At 72.8% G+C, this 20,445-nt stretch carries 19 protein-coding genes; 8 read left to right on the top strand and 11 right to left on the bottom strand.

Annotated elements, in window-relative coordinates; translation table 11 throughout:
* Window positions 1-78: 78 nt before the first annotated feature.
* Window positions 79-411 carry an STAS domain-containing protein gene (locus C229_RS29715; RefSeq protein WP_018654332.1) on the bottom strand — a complete coding sequence of 111 codons (333 nt, stop codon included), beginning with the start codon at window positions 409-411 and terminating at the stop codon, window positions 79-81.
* A 236-nt stretch (window positions 412-647) separates the two neighbouring features.
* On the opposite strand from C229_RS29715, the gene C229_RS0106820 reads away from it, so the two are divergent.
* Complete coding sequence (locus tag C229_RS0106820) at window positions 648-1,019, top strand: hypothetical protein (protein WP_018654331.1); 372 nt, start codon at window positions 648-650, stop codon at window positions 1,017-1,019.
* On the opposite strand, the gene C229_RS0106815 is transcribed toward C229_RS0106820, so the two are convergent.
* A complete protein-coding gene (locus C229_RS0106815; RefSeq protein ID WP_018654330.1) occupies window positions 1,016-2,422 on the bottom strand; it encodes an FG-GAP-like repeat-containing protein in 1,407 nt (468 codons plus the stop codon). The two genes, C229_RS0106820 and C229_RS0106815, sit on opposite strands and share 4 nt — an antisense overlap.
* Before the next feature lie 375 nt (window positions 2,423-2,797).
* On the opposite strand from C229_RS0106815, the gene C229_RS34645 reads away from it, so the two are divergent.
* The 3 genes from C229_RS34645 to C229_RS0106800 all read left to right on the top strand — a co-directional run bounded on the left by C229_RS34645 (window position 2,798) and on the right by C229_RS0106800 (window position 5,230).
* The gene (locus tag C229_RS34645) at window positions 2,798-2,971 is read left to right on the top strand and encodes a hypothetical protein (protein ID WP_018654329.1); all 174 of its coding nucleotides are present in this window, start codon (window positions 2,798-2,800) and stop codon (window positions 2,969-2,971) included.
* A 97-nt stretch (window positions 2,972-3,068) separates the two neighbouring features.
* Complete coding sequence (locus tag C229_RS0106805) at window positions 3,069-4,625, top strand: long-chain-fatty-acid--CoA ligase (protein ID WP_018654328.1); 1,557 nt, start codon at window positions 3,069-3,071, stop codon at window positions 4,623-4,625.
* Window positions 4,626-4,714: 89 nt separating this feature from the next.
* On the top strand, window positions 4,715-5,230 hold the full coding sequence (locus C229_RS0106800) for a hypothetical protein (RefSeq protein WP_051108919.1): 516 nt from the start codon (window positions 4,715-4,717) through the stop codon (window positions 5,228-5,230).
* On the opposite strand, the gene C229_RS0106795 is transcribed toward C229_RS0106800, so the two are convergent.
* The 3 genes from C229_RS0106795 to C229_RS29710 form a co-directional block, all read right to left on the bottom strand.
* Window positions 5,227-6,117 (bottom strand): endonuclease/exonuclease/phosphatase family protein, encoded by an 891-nt coding sequence (locus C229_RS0106795; protein WP_018654326.1) that lies wholly within the window; start codon window positions 6,115-6,117, stop codon window positions 5,227-5,229. The genes C229_RS0106800 and C229_RS0106795 overlap by 4 nt on opposite strands.
* Before the next feature lie 146 nt (window positions 6,118-6,263).
* Entirely contained in the window at window positions 6,264-7,448 is a 1,185-nt protein-coding gene (tuf, locus tag C229_RS0106790; protein ID WP_018654325.1) for an elongation factor Tu, read from the bottom strand.
* Between the two features lie 210 nt (window positions 7,449-7,658).
* On the bottom strand, window positions 7,659-10,436 hold the full coding sequence (locus tag C229_RS29710) for a transcriptional regulator (RefSeq protein ID WP_018654324.1): 2,778 nt from the start codon (window positions 10,434-10,436) through the stop codon (window positions 7,659-7,661).
* A gap of 114 nt (window positions 10,437-10,550) precedes the next feature.
* On the opposite strand from C229_RS29710, the gene C229_RS0106775 reads away from it, so the two are divergent.
* Window positions 10,551-10,739 (top strand): hypothetical protein, encoded by a 189-nt coding sequence (locus C229_RS0106775; protein WP_018654323.1) that lies wholly within the window; start codon window positions 10,551-10,553, stop codon window positions 10,737-10,739.
* Window positions 10,740-10,751: 12 nt separating this feature from the next.
* On the opposite strand, the gene C229_RS0106770 is transcribed toward C229_RS0106775, so the two are convergent.
* The 3 genes from C229_RS0106770 to C229_RS0106760 all read right to left on the bottom strand — a co-directional run bounded on the left by C229_RS0106770 (window position 10,752) and on the right by C229_RS0106760 (window position 13,036).
* Window positions 10,752-11,303 (bottom strand): PIN domain-containing protein, encoded by a 552-nt coding sequence (locus C229_RS0106770; RefSeq protein ID WP_018654322.1) that lies wholly within the window; start codon window positions 11,301-11,303, stop codon window positions 10,752-10,754.
* Window positions 11,303-11,719, bottom strand: a complete 417-nt coding sequence (locus C229_RS0106765) for a helix-turn-helix domain-containing protein (protein WP_018654321.1) — start codon at window positions 11,717-11,719, stop codon at window positions 11,303-11,305. The genes C229_RS0106770 and C229_RS0106765 overlap by 1 nt, the downstream gene beginning before the upstream one ends.
* 117 nt (window positions 11,720-11,836) lie before the next feature.
* Entirely contained in the window at window positions 11,837-13,036 is a 1,200-nt protein-coding gene (locus tag C229_RS0106760; protein WP_026313512.1) for an arginine deiminase, read from the bottom strand.
* 55 nt (window positions 13,037-13,091) lie between these two features.
* Here C229_RS0106760 and C229_RS29705 point away from each other — a divergent pair, with 55 nt between their 5' ends.
* From C229_RS29705 to C229_RS0106745, 3 genes are all read left to right on the top strand, one after another.
* Window positions 13,092-14,279 (top strand): MFS transporter, encoded by a 1,188-nt coding sequence (locus tag C229_RS29705; RefSeq protein WP_018654319.1) that lies wholly within the window; start codon window positions 13,092-13,094, stop codon window positions 14,277-14,279.
* A gap of 173 nt (window positions 14,280-14,452) precedes the next feature.
* A complete protein-coding gene (locus C229_RS0106750) occupies window positions 14,453-15,043 on the top strand; it encodes a hypothetical protein (RefSeq protein ID WP_018654318.1) in 591 nt (196 codons plus the stop codon).
* Window positions 15,044-15,057: 14 nt separating this feature from the next.
* A complete protein-coding gene (locus tag C229_RS0106745) occupies window positions 15,058-15,723 on the top strand; it encodes a hypothetical protein (RefSeq protein ID WP_018654317.1) in 666 nt (221 codons plus the stop codon).
* Window positions 15,724-15,773: 50 nt separating this feature from the next.
* Here the strand turns inward: C229_RS0106745 and pknB are convergent, their stop codons facing one another.
* Genes pknB through C229_RS0106730 form a run of 3 tightly spaced genes read right to left on the bottom strand, consistent with a single transcriptional unit; the run spans window position 15,774 to window position 20,438 of the window.
* Entirely contained in the window at window positions 15,774-17,555 is a 1,782-nt protein-coding gene (gene pknB / locus C229_RS29700) for a Stk1 family PASTA domain-containing Ser/Thr kinase (protein ID WP_018654316.1), read from the bottom strand.
* Window positions 17,556-17,577: 22 nt separating this feature from the next.
* On the bottom strand, window positions 17,578-18,972 hold the full coding sequence (locus C229_RS29695) for a serine/threonine-protein kinase (RefSeq protein WP_018654315.1): 1,395 nt from the start codon (window positions 18,970-18,972) through the stop codon (window positions 17,578-17,580).
* The gene (locus tag C229_RS0106730) at window positions 18,969-20,438 is read right to left on the bottom strand and encodes a penicillin-binding transpeptidase domain-containing protein (RefSeq protein WP_240487100.1); all 1,470 of its coding nucleotides are present in this window, start codon (window positions 20,436-20,438) and stop codon (window positions 18,969-18,971) included. The genes C229_RS29695 and C229_RS0106730 overlap by 4 nt, the downstream gene beginning before the upstream one ends.
* Window positions 20,439-20,445: the final 7 nt, after the last annotated feature.

Below are 20,445 nucleotides of genomic sequence, written 5' to 3'. Positions count from 1 at the left end.
TCGTAGTGGGCCCGGCGCGAAAACGTCGGCGGCCCGCGGGTCGTCCCGCGGACCGCCGGTCGGTCGGACGTTCGCCGGTCAGCCGTCCATGGCGGGCACGGCGTCGACGACGGTGAACACCGTGTCGAGGCCGGTGACCTGTAGGATGCGCCGCACCGAGGTGCGCGGTGCCGCGAGCTCGAACGAGCCGCCCTTCCCCTGGACCCGCTTCATCGCGGAGAGAAGGACGTTCATTCCGGTCGAGTCGCAGAACTCGACGCCGCTGAGGTCGACCACGATGTGGTCCGCCTCGTCGCGCAGCAGGCTCGCGAGCGCGGCTTGCAGCCGCGGCGCGGTGTACAGGTCGAGCTCGCCCGTCGCCGTGACGACGGCGTGATCCCCCTGAGATGCAGTCGAGACGTTTAGCTCCACCCTCGGCACACTAGCGGGCGAACGGGCCGTCGGCCAGAGAGCGGCGCCCGTCTTCGCGTCCCGGGCGTGTTGCCGTCCCGCACCCGCCGTACGCTTTGCGTATAACGTACCGTTACGTGAAGGTGACGCCGTCGGGAGCGCCCGCTGAACTCCCGGATTCGCGCCCCGCCCGCCGTCCGGGTGAGAGAACCTGAACCGATCGCGACCGGGGCCGACACACGGGGGGTAGCGCCGCGATGCTGTCCGGACGAGAGCCCGACCGGCGGGAGCTGCGCCTGCGCGAGCGGCTGGAGGCGATCCGGGCACGTTCGGAGAAGGCGTCGTCCTGGCGGGACGCGTCCCGGTACCTGACCCGGCTCGTGAACCGCTCCGGCTTCGTCCCGGTCCGCACCAGACTCTCCCGGGAAGACCTGACCTTCCTCGCCGCCGCCCGCGACGACGTCCTCGCCCTCACCGACCTCGGCCTCCGCCTCACCGACCTGCACCGCCCGCAGGACGCCGGCGGCATCTCCAGCGACCCGTCCTACCCCATCCGCCGCTGTCACGCCTGCATGTGGCGCTGGCCCTGCCCCACCTTCCGCCTCCTCGACGAGTCCCTCGACCCCTAACCGCCGAGGGTTGCGCCGAGGTTGGCCTTGCGGTTGGGGATGCCGAGGGTGCGGGGGGTCAGGACGGTCGCGGAGTTCGGCGTGAGGCCCGTCTTCGTGGCGAGGACGGTCGTGACGCCGCCCTCGGGGGCGTTGAGGTTCGGGGTGCCGGCGGTGAGGTCGGCGCGGCCGTCGCCGTTGTGGTCGAGGAGCGAGACCTGCGCGCCGAAGTACTCGTAGGCGCGCGGGGCGCCCGGGACGCCCGCCGTGCTGCGGCCGATCGCCTGCGAGCCCCGGCCGGTCAGCCCGGACGGCGAGCCGTACAGGACGACCGCGCGGCCCGCGTCGAACACGCGTCCGCTGTCGGCCTTCGGCGCGCCGACGGCGAGGTCGGCGCGGCCGTCGCCGTTGACGTCCCCGGCGGCGAGGGAATGCCCGAAGTTGTCCTCGACGGACGCCACGCCCGGAACGCCGGAACTGTTCTGGTGCAGCGTGTACGTACCGCCGAGCCCGAAGGGCGAGCCCCGGTGGACGGTGACGCTGCCGCCGTTCCACGGCGAGTCGTAGGTGTCACCGACCGCGACGTCCGCGCGGCGGTCGCCGTCGAAGTCACCGACGGCGAGCGCGTGCACCGTCGTGTACACGGTCTTGTCGCGGGTCAGGCCGCCCCCGGCGGTGCCCTTGAACAGCGTGAACCCGCGCCGGTGCTTCACCTGGGGGTCGTCGTGGTCGTACCAGCCGTAGACGACGTCGCCGCGCCCGTCGCCGTTGACGTCGCCGGTCGCGATCCACGACCGGTTCACGTCGAACTTGGACGTTCCGCCCGCGCGGACGCTCGCCTTGCGGCCGGAGAACGTCAGCCACGTGAACGTGCTGGTGCCCGGGATCGTCGCGAACAGCTCGGGCCGTCCGTCGCCCTGGAGGTCGCCGGCCGCCAGCGCCTCGCCGAACCGGTTCCCGGCCTTGGCCGTGCGGCCCTCGCCCCACGCCGTCGCCCCGCGCAGCCCCGACTTCGACCCCCACAGGATCGTGACGGTGCCGACGTTCTTCTTGGCCGAGTCCTCGCCCGGCGCCCCGATCGCGAGGTCTGCGTACCCGTCTCGGTCGAAGTCGGCGGACGCGAGCGAGGCGCCGAACCGGTCGCCTGCCTCGGGCGCCCCCGGCACGCCGGACGTGGCCTGCGTGATCACCTGGCGGCGCCGCGCGTCGGGCCCGCCCTTGGCGCCGTAGACGACGGTGACGAACCCGGCGGCGGCGCGCTTGCCGACGGTCCCGTCCGGGCTGCCGAGGGCGAGGTCGCGGCGGCCGTCGCCGTCGAAGTCGTAGGCCCCGGCGGGGGCCTTGGCGTGCGCGGGCGCGGCGACCAGTCCGGCCGCGCCGACGACGACGCTCACTCCCAGGGCGTACGCCACCCGGAAACGCATGGAGAACCTCCAGGTCACGCGCGTCCGAGACGCGCCGTCCAATAACCCGGGGGAACGCTACCGTGCGTAAGCAGATCCTTATGTGGAGTGACCCGCGCCACAAACTGACCGTAAATCAGTACGTTCGGCCTGGTCAGAGCGGTGCGGACCGGCCCGCCCCGATGACCACCCGGCCACTTGCGATGATCCAGATCACGGCTGAGGTCCCCGTCACAACCCCGCCGCGATCGGCACCGGCCGCGCGGTCATCCGGAAGTCGTCATCGTCCCGTGGGAACTCAGGGTCGGTCTCCGCCTTCGGTATGGGTGTCCGGCCGCGCCGGAGTCCTCCCGCAGGGTGATGCGGGGCCCGCGCCGCAGCGCCTACGGTGAAGGCATGGGTCGGACAATTCTCACCGTCATCGGAGTCATCCTCGCGATCTGGCTCGCCTTCACCGTTCTGGGCTGGCTGTTCTCGCTGCTGAAGTTCTTCCTCTTCCTCGGCGTGGTCGCGACCGTCGTGTTCCTCGTCGTCAAGGTCGTGGCGGGGTCGGGAAAGAGTCACCGCTAGCCGGGGCGACCTGCCGGGAACCACTTGTGTCCTGCCTCACGTTGACCGGATGATGCGTGACAACCCCAGGCGGTTCAACGGCGAAAGGTTCCTCCCCATGGCGGGTCTTACCGACGTCCTGCGCGCGAACGCGCAGAACCACCCCGACCGCGTCGCCTTCCACGCGGGCGACGAGACCGTCACCTACGCCGGTTTCGACCGGCGGGTCGACCGGGCCGCGGCGGCGCTCGCCGCGGCCGGCGTCACCGCCGGCGACCGCGTCGCCGTCCTCGACAAGAACTCCCTCGAATACGCCGAGATCCTGTTCGGCGCCGCCCGTCTCGGCGCCGCGCAGGTCCCGGTCAACTACCGGCTCTCGCCGGACGAGGTCGCGTTCATCGTCAACAACGCGCGGGCCAGGGTGTTCGTCGTCGGGCCCGAGTTCGTGCCCGTCCTCGACGCCATCGCCGACAAGCTGGAGCACACCGCGCTGACCGTCGTCATCGGCGGCGCCGAGGGCCGCACCGCCTACGCCGACTGGGTCGGCGCGCACGAGGGCGCCGCGCCGCCCGCGCACGAACCGGCCGCGTCCGACGTGTTCGTCCAGCTCTACTCCTCGGGCACCACCGGGCTGCCCAAGGGCGTGATGCTCACGCACGACAACTTCCTGGCGCTGCTGCCCGCCGCCGACGAGCTGTGGAACATCACCGACGACACCGTCCTCATGGTCGCGATGCCGATGTACCACGTCGCCGGGTGCGTACTGACGATCGCCGTCGTGTACAAGGGCCTCACCGGCGTCATCTCCCGCGAGCCCGACCCGGTCGGCCTCTCCCGCGACATCGAGCGGCACGGCGTCACGCACGTCTTCCTCGTGCCCGTGCTGCTCCAGTTCTTCCAGCTCATCCCGCAGGTGGCCGAGGCCGACATGAGCAGCCTCGAACTCATCATCTACGGCGCGTCCCCGATCAGCGGCGACGTGCTGAGCGGCGCGATGGCGATGTTCCCGACGACCAAGTTCATGCAGGTCTACGGGCTGACCGAGACGTCCGGCTCCATCACCTACCTCCCGCCGGAGGACCACGTCCCCGACGGACCGAACGCGCACCGGCTGCGCAGCGCGGGCCTCCCCAGCCCCGGCTGCGAACTGCGGATCGCCGACCCGGCCACGCTGGAGGAGGTGCCGCTCGGCGACGTCGGCGAGATCCTGTGCCGCACCCCGCAGAACATGGTCGGCTACTGGGGCCTGCCCGACGCGACGACGTCCGCCCTCCTGCCCGACGGCTTCTTCCGCACCGGCGACGTCGGCTACCTCGACGCCGACGGCTACCTCTACATCCACGACCGCGTCAAAGACATGATCATTTCCGGCGGGGAGAACATCTACCCCGCCGAGGTCGAGAACGTCGTCATGCAGCACCCGGCCGTCACCGACTGCGCCGTCATCGGCGTCCCCGACGACCGCTGGGGCGAGACGCCGAAGGCCGTCGTCGTGCTCTCCGAGGACGTCTCCGACGCCGACCTCATCGAGTTCTGCCGGAGCCGCCTCGCGCACTTCAAGTGCCCGACGTCGATCGACCGCCGCGACGCCATCCCCCGCAACCCCACCGGCAAGATCCTCAAGCGCGAGCTGCGCACCCCGTACTGGGAGGGCCAGGACCGCGCCGTCCACTGACGCCCGGCGGTGCGTCTCCCTCTCGCGGGGGAGACCGCCGGGCCGGGCGGGTGAGGTGCCGGGACGGCCGCGACGGCAGAGTGGTCGGCATGATCGTTGACGAGGCCCCCGCCGTCGCCGCCGCGCCCCGCTGGGCGCGGCGGGCCGCGCACGCCGCCGCGCTGCTCGCCCTGCCGTCGGGGCTGTGGCGGATCGGGCTGGCGCTCGGGTTCCCGCTGGGCCACACCGACGAGGGACTGCGCGCGCTGGTCGGAACCTCGGCGTGGGGGCCCGTCTACCTGGTCGCGCTCAGCCTGCTCACCGAGGCCGCCGCGCTCCTCACGCTCGGGCTGGTGGCCCGCTGGGGCGAGGTCGCGCCGCGGTGGGTACCGCTCGTCGGCGGCGCGCCGCTGCCGCGCAGAGCCGTGGCGGGCGCGGCCTGGCTGGGCGTCGCCGTCCTCGCCGTCCTGTGGACGCCGTTCCTGTTCTGGTGGACGCTGCCCGACGACGGCATGACCCCGCTCGGGCACACGCTCGTCGGCTTCCTGTACCTGCCGCTCGTCGCGTGGGCGCCGCTGCTCGCGGCGGTCACCGTGTCCTACCAGCGCCGCCGCGCCGCCGCCTAGGGGAAGTGGACGACGGACGTCAGCGGGCGATGGTCCGAGGACGGGTTCGGGCTGCGGGGGACCGCGCAGGAGACGGTCGACTCCGCGTTCACGAACAGGTAGTCGGTCTTGGTGACGGCGTGGCCGCGCCAGTCCTGGAGGGTCTTGCCGCCGTCGCGGCTGTCGGGGCCCTCGTCGCACTCGTCGAAGTCGGCGTACAGGCCGTCGAGGGCGGGGGCGGTGGGCTCGGCGGCGAGGTGGCCGCCGAAGACGGTCCGGCCGGGGCCCGCCGCCTTCGCCAGCGCGGCGGCCTGCCGGGCGCGCCACGCGCCGGACGGGTCCTGGGCGGCGTCGCTGAACGACGCCGAGCACAGCCGGGTCGCCCACTGCGGCGACGTCGCGCACACCGCCGCGCGGCCCTGCCCCTGGTCGGCGGGCAGCGCCACGGTGCGGACGTCGCCGAGCGGGCCGCGCGCGCCGAGCGCCACGCCGGGACGGCCCTGCCCGTTCGCGCAGACGGCGTCGGGCGCGTCGGGGCTGAACACCCATGTCCAGTCCCGGAACGCCGGGGCGTCGCCGAGCGCCGTCACCTGCGCCGAGCACACCTCCTGAAGGAGGATCGCGTTCGCCGCGACCCGGCGGCCGCCGACGCTGTTGGCGGCGGCCTCGCGCGCCACGGCGTCCACGAGCGCGCCGGGGTCCGTGCCGGACGGGCACTCAGGACGCGCGTCGCCGCAGACGTTCCAGGTCATCGCGGTGATCGTGGCGGGGGCGGCGTCCTCCACGACGGAGTCGGCGAGGACCGGCGCGGGATCGTGCTCGATCGCGGCGCCGGCTCCGGCGAACGCGACGATGGCGGCGGCTCCGCAGACGGCGAGCAGGGGAATCAGAGCGCGGGGCGCACGCACACATAACTCCAGAAAGGTGAATCAGCGGGGGTTTCCGGGAAATCTCACCACATCAAGATCGCCACCGCCACCGGTTCCGGACGACCCGGCCACTCAATTGCGGACGAAAAGGGGGACGGGCCGTGGCCCGTCCCCCTCGTCACCGCTCAGTCCAGCACGGACAGCACCGTCCCGGCGCCGACCGTCCGGCCGCCCTCGCGGATCGCGAAGCCGAGCCCCTCGGCCATCGCGACCGGCTTGCCCAGCTCGACGACCATCTCGACCGTGTCGCCCGGCACCACCATCTCCCCGGCGCCGCCGAGGTCGATGCCGCCGGGGACGTCCGTCGTCCGGAAGTGGAACTGCGGCCGGTACCCGTGGAAGAACGGGCCGGACCGTCCGCCCTCGGCCGCCGTCAGTACCCGCACCCGCGCCCGGAACCGGACGTGCGGGGCGATACTGCTCGGCGCCGCGACGACCTGCCCGCGCCGCACCTGGTCCCGCCGGACCCCGCGCAGCAGCACCGCGGCGTTGTCGCCCGCCTCGGCCCGCCCCATCGACTGCCCGAACGTCTCCAGCCCGGTCGCGACCGACCCGAACGCGTCGCCGAGCCCGACGACCTCGACCGCGTCACCGACGCGGACGCTGCCCTGCGCGATCACGCCGGTCACGACGGTGCCGCGCCCGGTGATCGTCAGGACGTTCTCGACGGGCATGAGGAACGGCCGCTCCACGGCCCGGTCGGGAACCGGGACATAGGCGTCGATCGCGTCGAGCAGCGCGTCGATCCGCGCCGTCCAGTACGGGTCGCCCTCCAGCGCCCGGAGCCCGGAGACGCGGACCACCGGCACGTCGTCGCCGGGGAACCCGTACTCCGACAGCAGCTCCCGCACCTCCAGCTCGACCAGGTCGAGGATCTCGGGGTCGTCGGCCGCGTCCGCCTTGTTCAACGCCACGACGATGTACTCGACCCCGACCTGACGCGCCAGCACGATGTGCTCCCGCGTCTGCGGCATGGCCCCGTCCTGCGCGGACACGACGAGGATCGCCCCGTCGATCTGCGCGGCACCGGTGATCATGTTCTTGACGTAGTCGGCGTGGCCCGGCATGTCCACGTGCGCGTAGTGCCGGGTGGCGGTCTCGTACTGGACGTGCGCGACGTTGATCGTGATCCCGCGGTCGCGCTCCTCGGGCGCCCGGTCGATCCCCTCGAACGGCACGGCGCTCGCGAGCCCCCGCCCGGCGAGCACCTTCGTGATCGCCGCCGTGAGCGTCGTCTTCCCGTGGTCGACGTGCCCCATCGTCCCGATGTTGAGATGCGGCTTCCCGCGCTCGTACGCCTGCTTGGCCATCTCTCGGCCTCTTTCTCAAGAAGGGTGCCCTGAGAACCCGAACGGCGCCCGGAACATTCCGGACCCCTCACGACCCCCCTCCGCCGGTTCTCGAAGGGCACGCAGGAGGGTCACCGTCGGACGCCGTCAACGCAGGCGGCCGACACCGCGCTCAGCGGGCCAAAGCCCGCGAACGTATCGATGCCGGTCACGAAGTACATGCGGCCGAATCTAGGCGGGGTCGCCCTGGGCGGTCCACTGGATTTCCGGCGACCACGGCGGCGTGAGCGCGCCGTCCGGATCGAGGCCGTGCGGCCACCAGGCGTGCAGGAGCGTCCGTTCCCCGGCCCGTTCGACGATCCCCGCCAGGGAGTCGGCGTGACCGGCGTCGATGAGCGACCGGTACAGCGGCTCGGCCGCCGGGCCCCGGACCTGCTCCCACACCTGCGCCAAGAGCACGGTGACATGGCCGTTCTGCGCCGCCTGTCGCACCAGCGTCTCGGCGCCCACCCGGTCGCCGGCCTGCTCCCGCAGCCCCACCAGCCGGATCAACGCGTCCGTGTCACCGAGTTCGGCGCACTCCCGCCACAACGCCTCGGCGCCCGCCCGGTCACCCGCCGCCTCACGCAACTCCGCCAATCGCGACAACGCGCCGGTATGGCCGGACGCCCAGCGCTCCGCCGCAGCCCGGTCACCGGACCGCTCACCGAGCACGGCCAACCGGACCACCGCCTCCGCATCACTGAGTTCCGCGCACTCCCGCCACAACGCCTCGGCGCCCGCCCGGTCACCCGCCGCCTCACGCAGCGCCGCCAACCGCGACAGCGCGTCCGGCCCGGCCGACCGGCGCGCCCAGCGCTCGGCCTCCGCCCGCTCACCGGACTCCTCGCACAGCACGGCCACCCGGGCCATCGCCTCCGGGTGGTCGTGCCCGGCCGCCCGCCGGTACAGCGCGGCGGCGCCCGCGTGGTCGTCCGCCCGCTCGCGCAGTGCCGCCCAGGCGAAGAGCATCCGGCGTGGAGCCAGGTCGGCGGTGCGCCGCGCCAGGGCCTCAGCCTCCTCCCGGCCGTCCGACTCCTCCCGCGCGTGCACCAGCCAGGCCAGCGCGTCGCCGCCGTCCCCCGCCTCGGCGGCCCGGCGGGCGAGATCTTCGGCGCCCGCGCGGTCCCCCAGCTCCGCACGCCGTTCCGCCAGCCGCGCGATCGCGCCGGGCTCGCCCGCGCGCACCGCCAGCCGGGCCAGCCGTTCCGCGACGTCCCGCTCGCCGCGCAGCTCGTAGAGCCTCGACAGGCTCGCGTAGGCGTACGGCTCGCCATGTTCGGCGGCGAGCCGGGCCAGGTCCTCGGCGCGCTCGCGGTCGCCGCTGGCCGCGCTGATCTCGGCGAGCAGCGTCAGCCCGTCGGGTGCGCCCGCGCGGGCCGCCCGCCGGGCGAACGGCTCGGCGCCGGACCAGTCGCCCACCCTGGTCCGCTCGTCCGCCAGCGAGAGCAGCGCCCGCGCGTCCCCGCTCTCGGCGGCCCGCCGCAGCAACGCCGCGGCGCCCTCGGGGTCCCCGGACTCCTCCCGCGCCTCCGCGAGCCGACGCAGGGAGCCCGGATGGCCCGCTTCGGCGGCGTGCATCCGCAGCGCGTGCGCCCACTGGAGGCGGTGCCGGTCGGCGGCGGCCTCGGCCAGCGCGGCGACGTCCGCCGCGCGCGGGAGACGGGTCAGCGCGGCGTGCCAGAACGACGCGGGCGGGCACACCTGCCAACGGGTGACGCGGCCGTGCTGTTCGAGGTAGTCCGCGAGCCGGTGGCCGTCCTGCGGGACCGGCGCGGCGGCGGACGGACGGCTGGCCGGACGCGCCACGACACGTTGCAGCGGCGTCTGCCTGCCGTGCACGGGACGCGCCAGATCCGCGAACGCCGTGTCCGCCCAGTCGGCGGGCAGCGCGGCCAGGTCGTCGTCGCTCAGGTAGTCCGGTACCGCGTCGACCAGGAAGGCGCGGGGGAGGTGGAGGCCGACGCCCAGGCGGCGGGCGTCCATCGCGGCGTCCAGGAGCGCGCGCACCGCCGGGGACGCGGGTTGTTCGTAGCGGCGCAGGAGTTCGGGGGCTCCGGCGAGGTCCTGGGTCACGCGGCCGTGCTCGGCGGCGCGAGACAGGGCGTCGGAGAGCAGGTCATCTCCGGAGGCGCGGGCGGCGCGGAGTTCGTCCGGGCCGAAGGTGTCGGGGACGGTGACGGTGCGGGCGGCGAGGAGTTCGCGGACGCGGCTGTACGGGTCGGCGGCGTCGGGGCGGGGAGGGGCGGTGTAGCGGTCGGCGTACTCGGGCCAGAGGGTGCCGAGGATCAGGACGGGGGCGCGGTCGGCGTCCGTCAGCAGGGTGTGCAGTGCGGCGGCGACGCGCTCGCCGGTCGCGGGGTCACCGAGGTAGTGCTGTGCCTCGTTCAGCCACACGACCGTGTGCGGCGCCACGCGGTGCAGTTCGTCCAGCGCCGCCTCCGCACGCGTGGGGTCGAACGGATGCCACAGCCGCCAGCCCCGGTCCGCGAGGGGCTGGACGGCCTCCCAGCAGGCGCGCGTCTTGCCCGTCGAGGACGTTCCGACGAGGACCAGCATCCGGCTGCGTCCGGATGCCACGTCCCGGACGGCCTCGGCCAGGACGGCGTCGTGCGCGCGGGCCACGTAGGACGGCAGCGCCTCCGTGACGGCCCCGGCGGGATGGACCTCCAGGTCGTGCGGGTGCCATGCGCCGATCGGCCGTCCCGGAGCGTCGGGAGCAGGCTCCGCAAGCGCCGCGCGGCGCAGCTCCAGCAGTTCGTCAGCGGGCAGCCGCAGCACCTTGGCCAGCGCCGCCACCGTCTGCGCGGAAGGAGGCTCGGGGGAGTCGGCCTGGAACGCCTGCTGCACGGTCGTCCGCCCCAGCCCGGCCCGCGTCGCCAACTGCGTCTTGGTCAGCCGAGTGCCCGCGAGACCGTCCGCCAACCTGCCACGCAGCTCGGCGAGCACGTCCGCGCGCCGCTCGTCCATCCGCACCCCGGAAGACCCGATGTTCGCCGATGTCCATCATCGTCCGCCCGAACCCCGCCGAACAACGGAACCGCGACATTCAAGGCCGGCAACCGACCACGAAGGAGCCCCGAAATGCCCGGCCTCGCCCTCATCCTGATCTCCACCGCCCTCGTGACCATCACGGCCCTCCTCGCCGCCGCCACCATGGCCAAACTCGCCCGCCTCGGCGGCGCCGACTATCCCGCCGCCCTCACCCGCGCCGCCACCGCCTTCCTCGCCGTCCTCACCCTGGCAACCGCCGTCGCCGCCCTGTTCCGCTGATCGGTGGCAGGGTCAATCGCGGAGAGCTGCGGCCGACTCGACCAGGCCGGCGCGCTCAAGCGCGTCGAGGACGGCTGCGAAGGTCTTGGGCGGTCGAAGGCGGCTGTTCGCGATCTGATGCACGCAGTCGCGGACGATCCCGTTGTCGAGATCGAGTTGGTCGAGGACGAAATCGTCGGGGCTCTGGACTCGCACGCAGAAGTCCGTGAGCCTGTCGGCCGGGAAGTCGCGCAGGTTCGAGGTGACGATGACCTGCGCTCCGGCCTTCACAGCGGCGGCAAGCACATGCCGGTCGTCGGCGTCGGGGAGTTCGAGGGCCTTGATCAGACCCTCATAGCCCTCGACCAGCGCCCCTGGGACCGCACTGTTCATACGCTCGCGCAGAAGTGACATCTTGTCCACCGAGATGTCCGGCCGGTTGGCGAGGAGGTTCCGCTCCATCTCGTCGAGGATCTCGTTCGTCCAGCGTGCCTGTACCAGGCCGGAGAGGGACAGCCGGACAAGGAGGTCGCGGACCTCGTTGCCGTAGAGGACATTGGCGTCATAGATGACAACGAAGGCCATCAGTACAAGCCCAGTTCCTCGCTGAGTGCCACAAGGTCGTCGGCGGCCTTGCGGCTGTCGGCGTCGCTCTGCTGCTTGTAGGCCATGAGGTCCTCGAAGAGGATGCGCCGGTGCCTTCCCACTAGGCGGTGGGGGATTTCGCCCCTGTCGACCAGGCCGATGAGGTACGGCCTGGACACGTTCAGGATGTCGGCGGCCTGGTGCGTGGTCAGCTCGGCGTGGTTGGGGATCATCGTCACCCCGCGCCCTGCGGCGAGCTGGGTGAGCATGTAGGCGAGCATGGTGACGACGTCGCGCGGCAGGACCAGTGCCTCGTCCGCTAGTTCGCCGGTGACACGGATGTCGTCGGCGCCAGGGTGTTCTGTCAGGTAGTCCTTGATCCGCCGCAAGGCGCGGGCCGCATCCTGAGCGTCCACACGCCCCGGTTCCAGAGACTTCGGGGTACGTACCGCCATGACCACACTCCCCTCTGAATGCAGTATGTGCCATAAATGCAATAAACGCAAACGGCATGGGGCTGAGCACTTCAGCCGTCAGGGTGGGGGGTCGCGGAGGATGGGGCAGGACATGCAGCGGGGGCCGCCTCGGCCGGAGCCGAGTTCGGAGCCGCTGATGGGGAGGATTTCGATGCCCGCCTTCTCCAGGTGGTGGTTGGTCTCGGTGTTGCGTTCGTAGGCGATGGCCAGGCGGGGGGCGATGGCCAGGGTGTTGTTGCCGTCGTCCCACTGTTCGCGTTCGGCCGTCACCGGGTCCAGGCCGGTGTCGATGACCTTGAGGCGGTCCACGGCCATGGCCTCGGCGGCCGCCTGGAGGAACGGGCGGGGTTCGGCGACGTGCAGGTCGCCGTCGCGCCAGGTGACGGGGTAGGCCGTCAGGGAGTCGGCCACGGGCGGGTACATGACGACCGTGTCGACGTCGACCATCGTGCAGATGGTGTCCAGGTGCATCGTCGCGCGTTCCTGCGCGATGGGAACCGCCAGGACGACGTGCGCCAGCCCCGCCTCGAAGACCTGCCGGGCCAGCCGCTCCACCCCGGCGGGCGTCGTGCGTTCGCCGGTGCCGACGGCCAGGACGCCGGGGGACAGCAGCAGGACGTCGCCGCCCTCCACGTGCTCCAGCGACGGGTCGTACACCGGCCGCACGCCCGCGAAGCGCGGATGGTGCGCGTAGAGCAGCTTCGTCAGCGCCGACTCGCGGCGGCGGGCGGGCATCGCCAGGCTCGTCAGCGCCACCCGGTCACCGATCCACGCGCTGTTGTCGCGGGTGAACAGCAGTCCGGGCAGCGGGTCGATGATGAAGTCGAGCCGGTCCATCAGCCGGTAGACGAGACCGTGCCCGGCGCGCAGCTCCTCGTGGGCCAGGCCCGCGATGAGGGTGTGGGCCAGGTCCTCGGGGTCGAGGCCGGTGAGGTACTCGCGGACGATCGCGCGGAGCCGTTCGCCCCAGCGGGCGTCCGCGACGACCTCGGCGATGGCCTGGTCGCGGGCGGCGCCGTACTCCAGGACGTCCTGGAGCAGCTCGGTCACGTACAGGACCTCGACGTCGTGGGCGCGCAGCAGCTCGGCGAACGCGTCGTGCTCCTCCTGGGCGCGGTCGACCCACGGGATCGCGTCGAAGAGCAGGTAGTCGCTGTTGCGCGGCGTGAGTCGTTTCAGTTCGGCGCCCGGCCGGTGCAGCAGGACGGTCCGCAGCCGCCCCACCTCGCTTGTGACGGAATGCTGCTCATCTCCCATGTTCCACACCTTCCCACCCCGATGCCGCTTTCACCCCGCATGGAACGATGCGGACGTGCGCTCCCCCGGCCTCCCCCTGCACCTCACCGCCGCCACGCTGCTCCGCGTCTCCGCCGAGGGGCTGGCGACGGCGCTCGTCCTGACCGTCCACGCGCGGACGGGCGACGCCGCGACGGCCGGGTTCCTCCAGACCGCGCTGCTGCTGCCGTACGTGCTGTCCGGCCCGGTCATCGGGCACACGCTCGACCGCGTCGCCCGGCCGCGCCGGGTCGCGGTCGCGCTGGCGGGCGTGTACGGGGTCGCGACGGCGGCGCTGCTGGCGGTGGCGGGCGCGTCGCCGCTGGTGCTGGCGCTGACGATCGCCGTGGTCATCGGGCTGACGGAACCGATCGTGGTGGCGCTGACGAGCCTGCTGCCCCGGTTCGTCCCGCCGGACCGGCTGCCGCGCGCCTACGGGCTGGAGGCGTCGAGCTACAACGTCGCGGCCATCGCCGGGCCGGGGCTGGCGGCGGGCGTGGCGTCGGTGGCGGGCGGCGCGTACGCGGGGGCGGCCATTGTGGCGGGCGCCGTGGTCGGCGTGCTGGCGCTGATGCTGCTGCCGCTCCCCGGCCCCGGCGAGACGCACGACCCCGCCGCGACGCCGCGCGACTCGATCCGGACGATCGTCGGCGGCGGCCTCGGTGTCCTGTTCGGCAACCGGGTGCTGCGCGCCCTGACGGTCGGCACGACGTTCGCGTGGACGGGCTTCGGCGGCGTCGCGATCACGGCCGTCCTGCTCGCCCGGCACCTGGGCGCGGACGAGGCGGTCGGCGGCCGGCTCCTCGTCGCGATGGCCGTGGGGTCGCTGGCGGGATCGCTGGCGTCGTCGCGCTGGCTGACGGCCCGGCACGCCGAGCGCGTCATGCTGCTCGGGCTCGTCGCGTTCGGCGCGGCGCTGGCGTCGCTGGCGGTGGTGCCGGACGTCGCGTGGGCGATGGCGGCGTTCGCGGCGGCGGGCGTCGCGGAGGGCCCGGTCTTCGCGGCGACGCTCATGCTCCGTCAGCGCGAGGCGCCGCCGGGACGGCTGGGCCAGGTCAACACGACGGCGGGCAGCCTCAAGATCGGCGCGTCCGCGATCGGCGCGGGGCTCACGGGCGCCCTGGCGAGCACGGCCGGTCCGATCGGGCTCGTCCTGGCCATCGCCGCCTGCCCCTTGCTCGGGGCGGCCACGGCGGCGGTGCTCCTGCGGGCGAGATCGTCCTGAGCGGGGGTTCGCTCCAAGATCATGCAGGTTTGACGACTTTGTAGGCACTTGTTGCCATACGGTGGCGGCGTCGTTGATCTTTACCCTTCTCGCGAAGATCATTTCGAGGCGCCCGGCCCGCTCCCCCGCGACCATCCCCCGGGCTCGGACGCCTCCCTTCATGAGAGGTGAGGATGGCAGGCACACCCCCGTCCAGAGTCAGGCTCGCGGCCCGCATCCTGACGACGGCGACGGTCGCGGCAGGCGCGCTGCTGGCCGTGCAGGCGCCGGCGAGCGCCACCACGTTCCCCGAGACCTACCTCGCGGACAACTCCACGCACACCTACTGCTTTAAGGGCAGCGGCTGGTCGACCGCGCGCAAGGACGCCGTGGTCTACGGCATGAAGCGCCTCGGCGACACCACCGACATGACCGTCCGGTACGAGACCGGATCGAAGTGCTCCAACACCACCGACATCCACTTCTACGCCTCGAACCTGAAGTCGGGCGTGCGCGGGGACGCCACCTGTATGAAGTGGGTCAAGAAGGGCAAGTGCGACCGCGCCCGCGTCCGCATGGACTTCCCCGAACTCGATAAGGGCTCGAACGACTGGTACGACCGGCGCAAGACGGTCGTCCACGAGGTCGGCCACACGATCGGGCTCGGGCACCACTCGCCCAAGGCGCACCAGTGCGCCATGCGCAGCGGCGAGATCCCCAACACGTCCCTCACCTACCGCAGCTACCACGCCCACGACCGCGGCCACCTCAACAAGGCCTACTGAGGGAGACGACCGACATGACGACCAGAACAGCGGTCGGGGCCACCGTCGCCTGCCTCGCGGTGCTGTCCGCCGCCGCCTGCGGGGGCGACGCCACCACGGCCGCCCCCGCCGCGCAGCCCACCACGGACGGGTCCGTCCGTCAGCTCACCGAGCTGGCCGGGTACAAGCTCGAACCCGGCGACTACAACCCGCTGCGCACCCCGGCCGACGCCCGCGCCCAGGCCGACCTCATCGTGTCCGGCACGGTGGAGAAGGTCATCGACGGCATCCGGGTGACCGGCCCCAGCTCCGAGGGCGACACCTACACGACGTTCGTCCTCAAGGTCGACAAGGTCCTGGACGGCGACCGCCGCCACGTCCTCGACGGCCGCGTGTACGTCGCCGTCGCCACCGGGACGGCCGTCGCGCCCGCGAAGCTGTCGGCGCTCAACCCCCGGGCCAGGACGGTCGCCGTCCTGGAGGACCTGACCGGCTGGAAGCCCGACCCCGAGTCCGCCGTCCAGCGACCGGCGGGCGTCCCCGCCAAGGCGCGCCTGTTCTCGCCGTTCACCGACGGGTTCTGGCTCCAGGGCGGCAAGGACACCCAGATGTTCGGCATCACCGCCCAGCACTCCGAGCTGCCCGCCGGATGGAAGAAGCCCCGCACGGTGGACCAGTTCACCGCCGCGTTCGGCCGCTGACCCGACGAAGGCCCGGCACCCTCGCGGGTGCCGGGCCTTTTCGCGTCAGGTCACTGGCCTTCGGGGGGCTGCGGGGTCTCCGGGGGCGACGGCGGCGGGGTCGGCTTGGGGACGACGCGGATCGTCACCGTCTCGCCCGCCGTGGCCTTGGAGTCCGGCGGGGCCGACTGCTCCCACACCCAGCCCGGCGGGGCCGTGTTGCCCGGGGGCGGCGGCGCCTCCTCCACGTTGCACTTCAGGCGCAGCGAGCGGAGCTGCTTGCAGGCGGTGTCCTTGGACTGGTTCGTCAGGTTCGGGACGGTGATCAGGTCGACGCCGTCGGAGATGTACATCGCGACGGTCGAGCCCTTCTTCAGGCTCTTCCCGGCGGCCGGGTCGGTCCGGGTGACCGAGCCGCGCGGCACCGTGTCGGACTTCTCCTTGCGCTCCTCGACCTTGAAGCCGCGCGCCTCCAGGATCTGCTGCGCCTCGGACGCCGACCGGCTCCGCACGTTCGGGACGTCGACGCGCTCGATCGGCTTCTTGCCCTTGGACACCGTCAGCGCGACCTCCTGGCCGCGCTCCAGCGACGTACCGGCCTCGGGGTCGCTCTTGATGACCTTGCCCTCGGCGACCTCGTCGTCGTAGACCTCGTCGACGGGCTCCTTGAGCGTCAGCCCGTCCTTCTCCAGCGCCGCCTTCGCCTCCGCGACCGTCAGGTCGAGGACGGCGGGCACCGAGACCTTCGGCGGCGCCTTGTTCTCGTCGCCGTTCACCAGCAGCACGCCGACCAACGCGGCGACGCCGATGATGGCCAGCACCGCGAGCCCCACGGCCAGCGCGGTCTTCTTGCCGTTGCCGCCCCGTCCGTCGCCCTCGTCGTACTGGACGGGCGGAAGATCGTCATAGCCGCCGCGAGCGGGCCGCTGCACCTGCGTGCGTCCGCCCATGACCTGCGTCCCCTGCGGCGCGGCGCCCATCATCATCGTGGACGCGGCCGTCGACGCCACCGGCTGCCCGTGCAGCACCCGCTGGATCTCCTGCCGGAACTCCGTCGCGTTCTGGTACCGGTGGTCGGCCGACTTGGCCATCGCCTTGAGGACGATCGCGTCCGCCCACTGCGGGATGTCCGGGTCGACCTGGGACGGCGGGACGGGCTCCTCCCGCACGTGCTGGTAGGCGATCGCGACGGGCGAGTCGCCGGTGAACGGCGGACGCCCCGTCAGCAGCTCGTACAGCACGCAGCCGGTGGAGTAGATGTCGCTGCGGAAGTCGACCCGCTCGCCGCGCGCCTGCTCGGGCGACAGGTACTGCGCCGTGCCGATGACCTGCGCCGTCTGCGTCATCGTGGACGCGGTGTCGGCCATGGCCCGCGCGATGCCGAAGTCCATGACCTTGACCTCGTGCTGGCGCGTCAGCATGACGTTCGCGGGCTTGATGTCGCGGTGGACGATGCCGCCCCGGTGGCTGTAGTCGAGGGCGCGCAGGATGCCGTCGGTGATCTCCAGCGCCTTCTCCGGCCGCAGCGCGCGGTTCTCCCGCAGGAGGTCGCGCAGCGTGCTGCCGTCCACGTACTCCATGACGATGTACGGGATGGAGTTGTCGCCGATCATGTCCTCGCCGGTGTCGTACACGGCGATGACGGACGGGTGGTTCAGCGACGCGGCCGACTGCGCCTCGCGGCGGAACCGCTCCTGGAACGTGGGGTCGCGCGCGAGGTCGGAACGCAGCGTCTTGACCGCCACGATCCGGTCGAGGCGCAGGTCGCGAGCACGGTACACCTCGGCCATACCACCGCGTCCGATGACGGTGTCGAGCTCGTACCGGCCGCCGAGCAGCCGAGGTTGACTCATATGCGCACTTTCCCTCGTACCTCTACGCCTGGTCCTCAGAACCTAGCCCGCCGCTGGGTGTGGGCGAGGGAGCCGGGTCCGGAGTCGGCGAAGTCGTGATGGTCTCCGCCGGGGTGGGCTTCGGTTCCGGGTCGGCGGGTGCCGGCCTGGACGGTCTCGTCGTAGGTCTGCGTGTGGGGGGAGCGTCGTGCCGGTTCTCTTCCGACGCGCGGGTCGGCCGGAGGCTCCGCGGGTCCGCCGTCGTCGCCGGCGCGGGCCGGGTGGCGGCGGTGGTGCGGGCCGTCGCGGCCGGGCCGCCGCGCGGGGTGTCCGGCGGAGTGCCCGGGGTGTGTCCGGCGGGGGTGGCCGGGGGCGTCTCCCGCTCGTCGTGGACGAGATCGGCCGTGGCGGGGCCCCGCCAGAGCGGGCCGGCCGCGAGCACGGCGAGCAGGCCGATCCCGGCCGTCGCCAGGAGGGACGCCGAGACCGCGCGGCCGACCGTGCGACGCTGCCCGGTCTCCGCTACCCGGCCGAGGGTATCCGGTGGGTCGCCGACGTCAAATCGCGACAAACCCACGGGACGGCCCGAAACCGGTACCGGACGGGGCGCTCCGGCGAGCGCCCGCGCCCGCCGCGCCACCTCGGCCGCCCCGGCCGGACGGTCCGCCGGGTCCTTCGCCAGCAGCTCCGCCACGAGATCCCGCACGTCCGGCGGGACGCGGCCGGGCAGTTCCGGCGGCGCGAGCCGCACATGGGCGTGCGCGATGGTGACGGGAGTGTCACCGTCGAACGGCGGCGCGCCGGTCAGGCACTCGTGGGCGACGACGCCGAGCGCGTACAGGTCGGACGCGGGCGTGGCCCGCTCGCCCGCCGCCTGCTCGGGCGACAGGTAGTGCGCGGTGCCGAGCACGACGCCCGTCCGCGTCGGCTCGACCGCGGCCGCCGGGCCGCGCGCGATGCCGAAGTCGGTGATCTTGACGGTGCCGTCGGCGGTGACCAGGAGGTTCGCGGGCTTGACGTCGCGGTGCACGATCCCGCGCGCGTGCGCGGCGGCCAGCGCGTCCGCCGCCTGCGCGAGCAGGTCGCAGACCTTGCGCACCGGAAGCCCGCCGGTGCGCCGGACCAGCAGCGACAGCGGCTCGCCGCGCACGTACTCCATGACCAGGTAGGCGCGGCCGTCCTGCTGGCCGAAGTCGTACACCTGCGCGACGCCGCCGTGCCGCAGCGCCGCCGCGAACCGGGCCTCGGCCGCGAACCGCGCCCGCGCGGCCTGCGGCGAATCGCCGCCCGGAACGTCCGGCAGGTCGCGGCGGAGCAGTTTGACCGCGACGTCCCGCGCGAGCGCGTCGTCGCGGGCACGCCAGACCTCGCCCATGCCGCCGGTGGCCAGCCGCTCCAGCAGCCGGTACCGGCCGGACAGGACGAGGTCGGCGGTCACTTCGACAGCACCTGCGCCATGATCGACGCCGCGATCGGACCGGCCGCCTCACCGCCCGAGCCGGGGCCCTCGGTGACGACCGCGAACGCGTAGCGCGGCTTCTCGGACGGGCCGAAACCGATGAACCAGCGGGCGTTCGGGTTGCCCGCGCCCTGCTCGGCGGTGCCGGTCTTGCCCGCGATGTTGCGGCCCGCGAGGTTCTTCGCCGTGCCCTCGGAGATGACCGCGCGCATCATGTCGGCGAGCTGGTCGGCGGTGTCGCCCTTCATCGCCTTGGAGTACACCTTCGGCGACGCGCCGTACAGCTCGTTGCCCTCCTTGGACGTCACCTTCTGCACCAGGTACGGCTGCATGATCTCGCCGCCGTTCGCGACCGCCGCCGCGACCATCGCCATCTGGAGCGGCGTCGCGCGCACGTTCTCCTGGCCGATGCCCGAGCGGGCCGTGCCGTCGGCGCCGGTGCGGATCTGCTTGCCCTCGGCGTCGCGGACCGAGATCGGGACGTCGCTCTCGGCCGGGCTCAGGTCGGGCTCGATCTGGAACCGCTTGTTGAACCCGAACTTCGACGAGCCCTTGTTCAGCGCCTCGATGCCCATGTCCATCGCGAGCTTGCCGAACGTGGTGTTGCACGACTCGGCGAACGCGCCGCGCAGCGGCGCCGAGCCCGCGCAGTTGCCGGTGTCGTGCGAGTTCGGCAGCGGCCGGTTCGACTCGGGCAGGATGAGCTGACCGGTCGGGACCGTCGAGGACGAGTTCAGCCCCTGGGTGTCCATCGCGATCGCGGCCGTGACCGTCTTGAACGTCGAGCCCGGCGGGAACGTCTGGCTCATCGCGTTGTCGATCAGCGGCTTGATCGCGCCCTTGGCGGCGTCCAGCTCAGCGAGCCGCTTGCCGCCCTTGCTTTCGCGCTGCGGCGCCACCTCGTTCGGGTCGAACGACGCCGACGACGCCAGCACCACGACCGCGCCCGTCTTGACGTCGATGACGGCGGCGCCCGCGCGCCGCGTCGTGTTGCCCTTCACCAGCCGGTACGCGGTGCGCTGCGCCGACGGGTTCAGCGCCAGCTCCACGTTCGCGCCCTCGGCCTTCTTGCCGATGAACGCGTCGAACCAGCGCTGCCGCGTGATGCGCGGGTCGGTGCCGCCGAGCAGCGAGTTGTAGGCCAGCTCGACCTTGGACGCGCCGCCGTTGAAGTAGCCGGTGACGGGCGAGAAGACCAGGCCGTCCTTGTAGTCGCGGCCGTACTTGGGATTGTCCTTGCCGGTCGGCGACGACGACACGATCACCTGACCGCCCGCCGTGATCTGGCCGCGCGGGGAGTTGAACACCTCCGAGAAGCGGCGGGTGTTCGCGGAGTCGGTCTGGAGGGCCTTGGCCTGGCTGCCCTGCACGTAGTTGACCTGGGCCATCAGCCCGAAGAACAGCAGCATGCCGAAGATCGCCACGCGCCGGAGGGGTTTGTCCATGTTCATG

Source organism: Actinomadura flavalba DSM 45200, assembly GCF_000374305.1.
In the GTDB taxonomy this organism is placed as follows: Bacteria; Actinomycetota; Actinomycetes; order Streptosporangiales; family Streptosporangiaceae; genus Spirillospora; species Spirillospora flavalba.
This window is presented reverse-complemented; position numbering and strand designations above follow the sequence as displayed.

Coding starts and splice junctions, on each gene's coding strand:
- C229_RS0106820 (WP_018654331.1), top strand. CDS start 648: ATGCTGTCCGGACGAGAGCCCGACCGGCGGGAGCTGCGCCTGCGCGAG.
- C229_RS0106815 (WP_018654330.1), bottom strand. CDS start 2,422: ATGCGTTTCCGGGTGGCGTACGCCCTGGGAGTGAGCGTCGTCGTCGGC.
- C229_RS34645 (WP_018654329.1), top strand. CDS start 2,798: ATGGGTCGGACAATTCTCACCGTCATCGGAGTCATCCTCGCGATCTGG.
- C229_RS0106805 (WP_018654328.1), top strand. CDS start 3,069: ATGGCGGGTCTTACCGACGTCCTGCGCGCGAACGCGCAGAACCACCCC.
- C229_RS0106800 (WP_051108919.1), top strand. CDS start 4,715: ATGATCGTTGACGAGGCCCCCGCCGTCGCCGCCGCGCCCCGCTGGGCG.
- tuf (WP_018654325.1), bottom strand. CDS start 7,448: ATGGCCAAGCAGGCGTACGAGCGCGGGAAGCCGCATCTCAACATCGGG.
- C229_RS29710 (WP_018654324.1), bottom strand. CDS start 10,436: ATGGACGAGCGGCGCGCGGACGTGCTCGCCGAGCTGCGTGGCAGGTTG.
- C229_RS0106775 (WP_018654323.1), top strand. CDS start 10,551: ATGCCCGGCCTCGCCCTCATCCTGATCTCCACCGCCCTCGTGACCATC.
- C229_RS0106770 (WP_018654322.1), bottom strand. CDS start 11,303: ATGGCCTTCGTTGTCATCTATGACGCCAATGTCCTCTACGGCAACGAG.
- C229_RS0106760 (WP_026313512.1), bottom strand. CDS start 13,036: ATGGGAGATGAGCAGCATTCCGTCACAAGCGAGGTGGGGCGGCTGCGG.
- C229_RS0106750 (WP_018654318.1), top strand. CDS start 14,453: ATGGCAGGCACACCCCCGTCCAGAGTCAGGCTCGCGGCCCGCATCCTG.
- C229_RS0106745 (WP_018654317.1), top strand. CDS start 15,058: ATGACGACCAGAACAGCGGTCGGGGCCACCGTCGCCTGCCTCGCGGTG.
- pknB (WP_018654316.1), bottom strand. CDS start 17,555: ATGAGTCAACCTCGGCTGCTCGGCGGCCGGTACGAGCTCGACACCGTC.
- C229_RS0106730 (WP_240487100.1), bottom strand. CDS start 20,438: ATGGACAAACCCCTCCGGCGCGTGGCGATCTTCGGCATGCTGCTGTTC.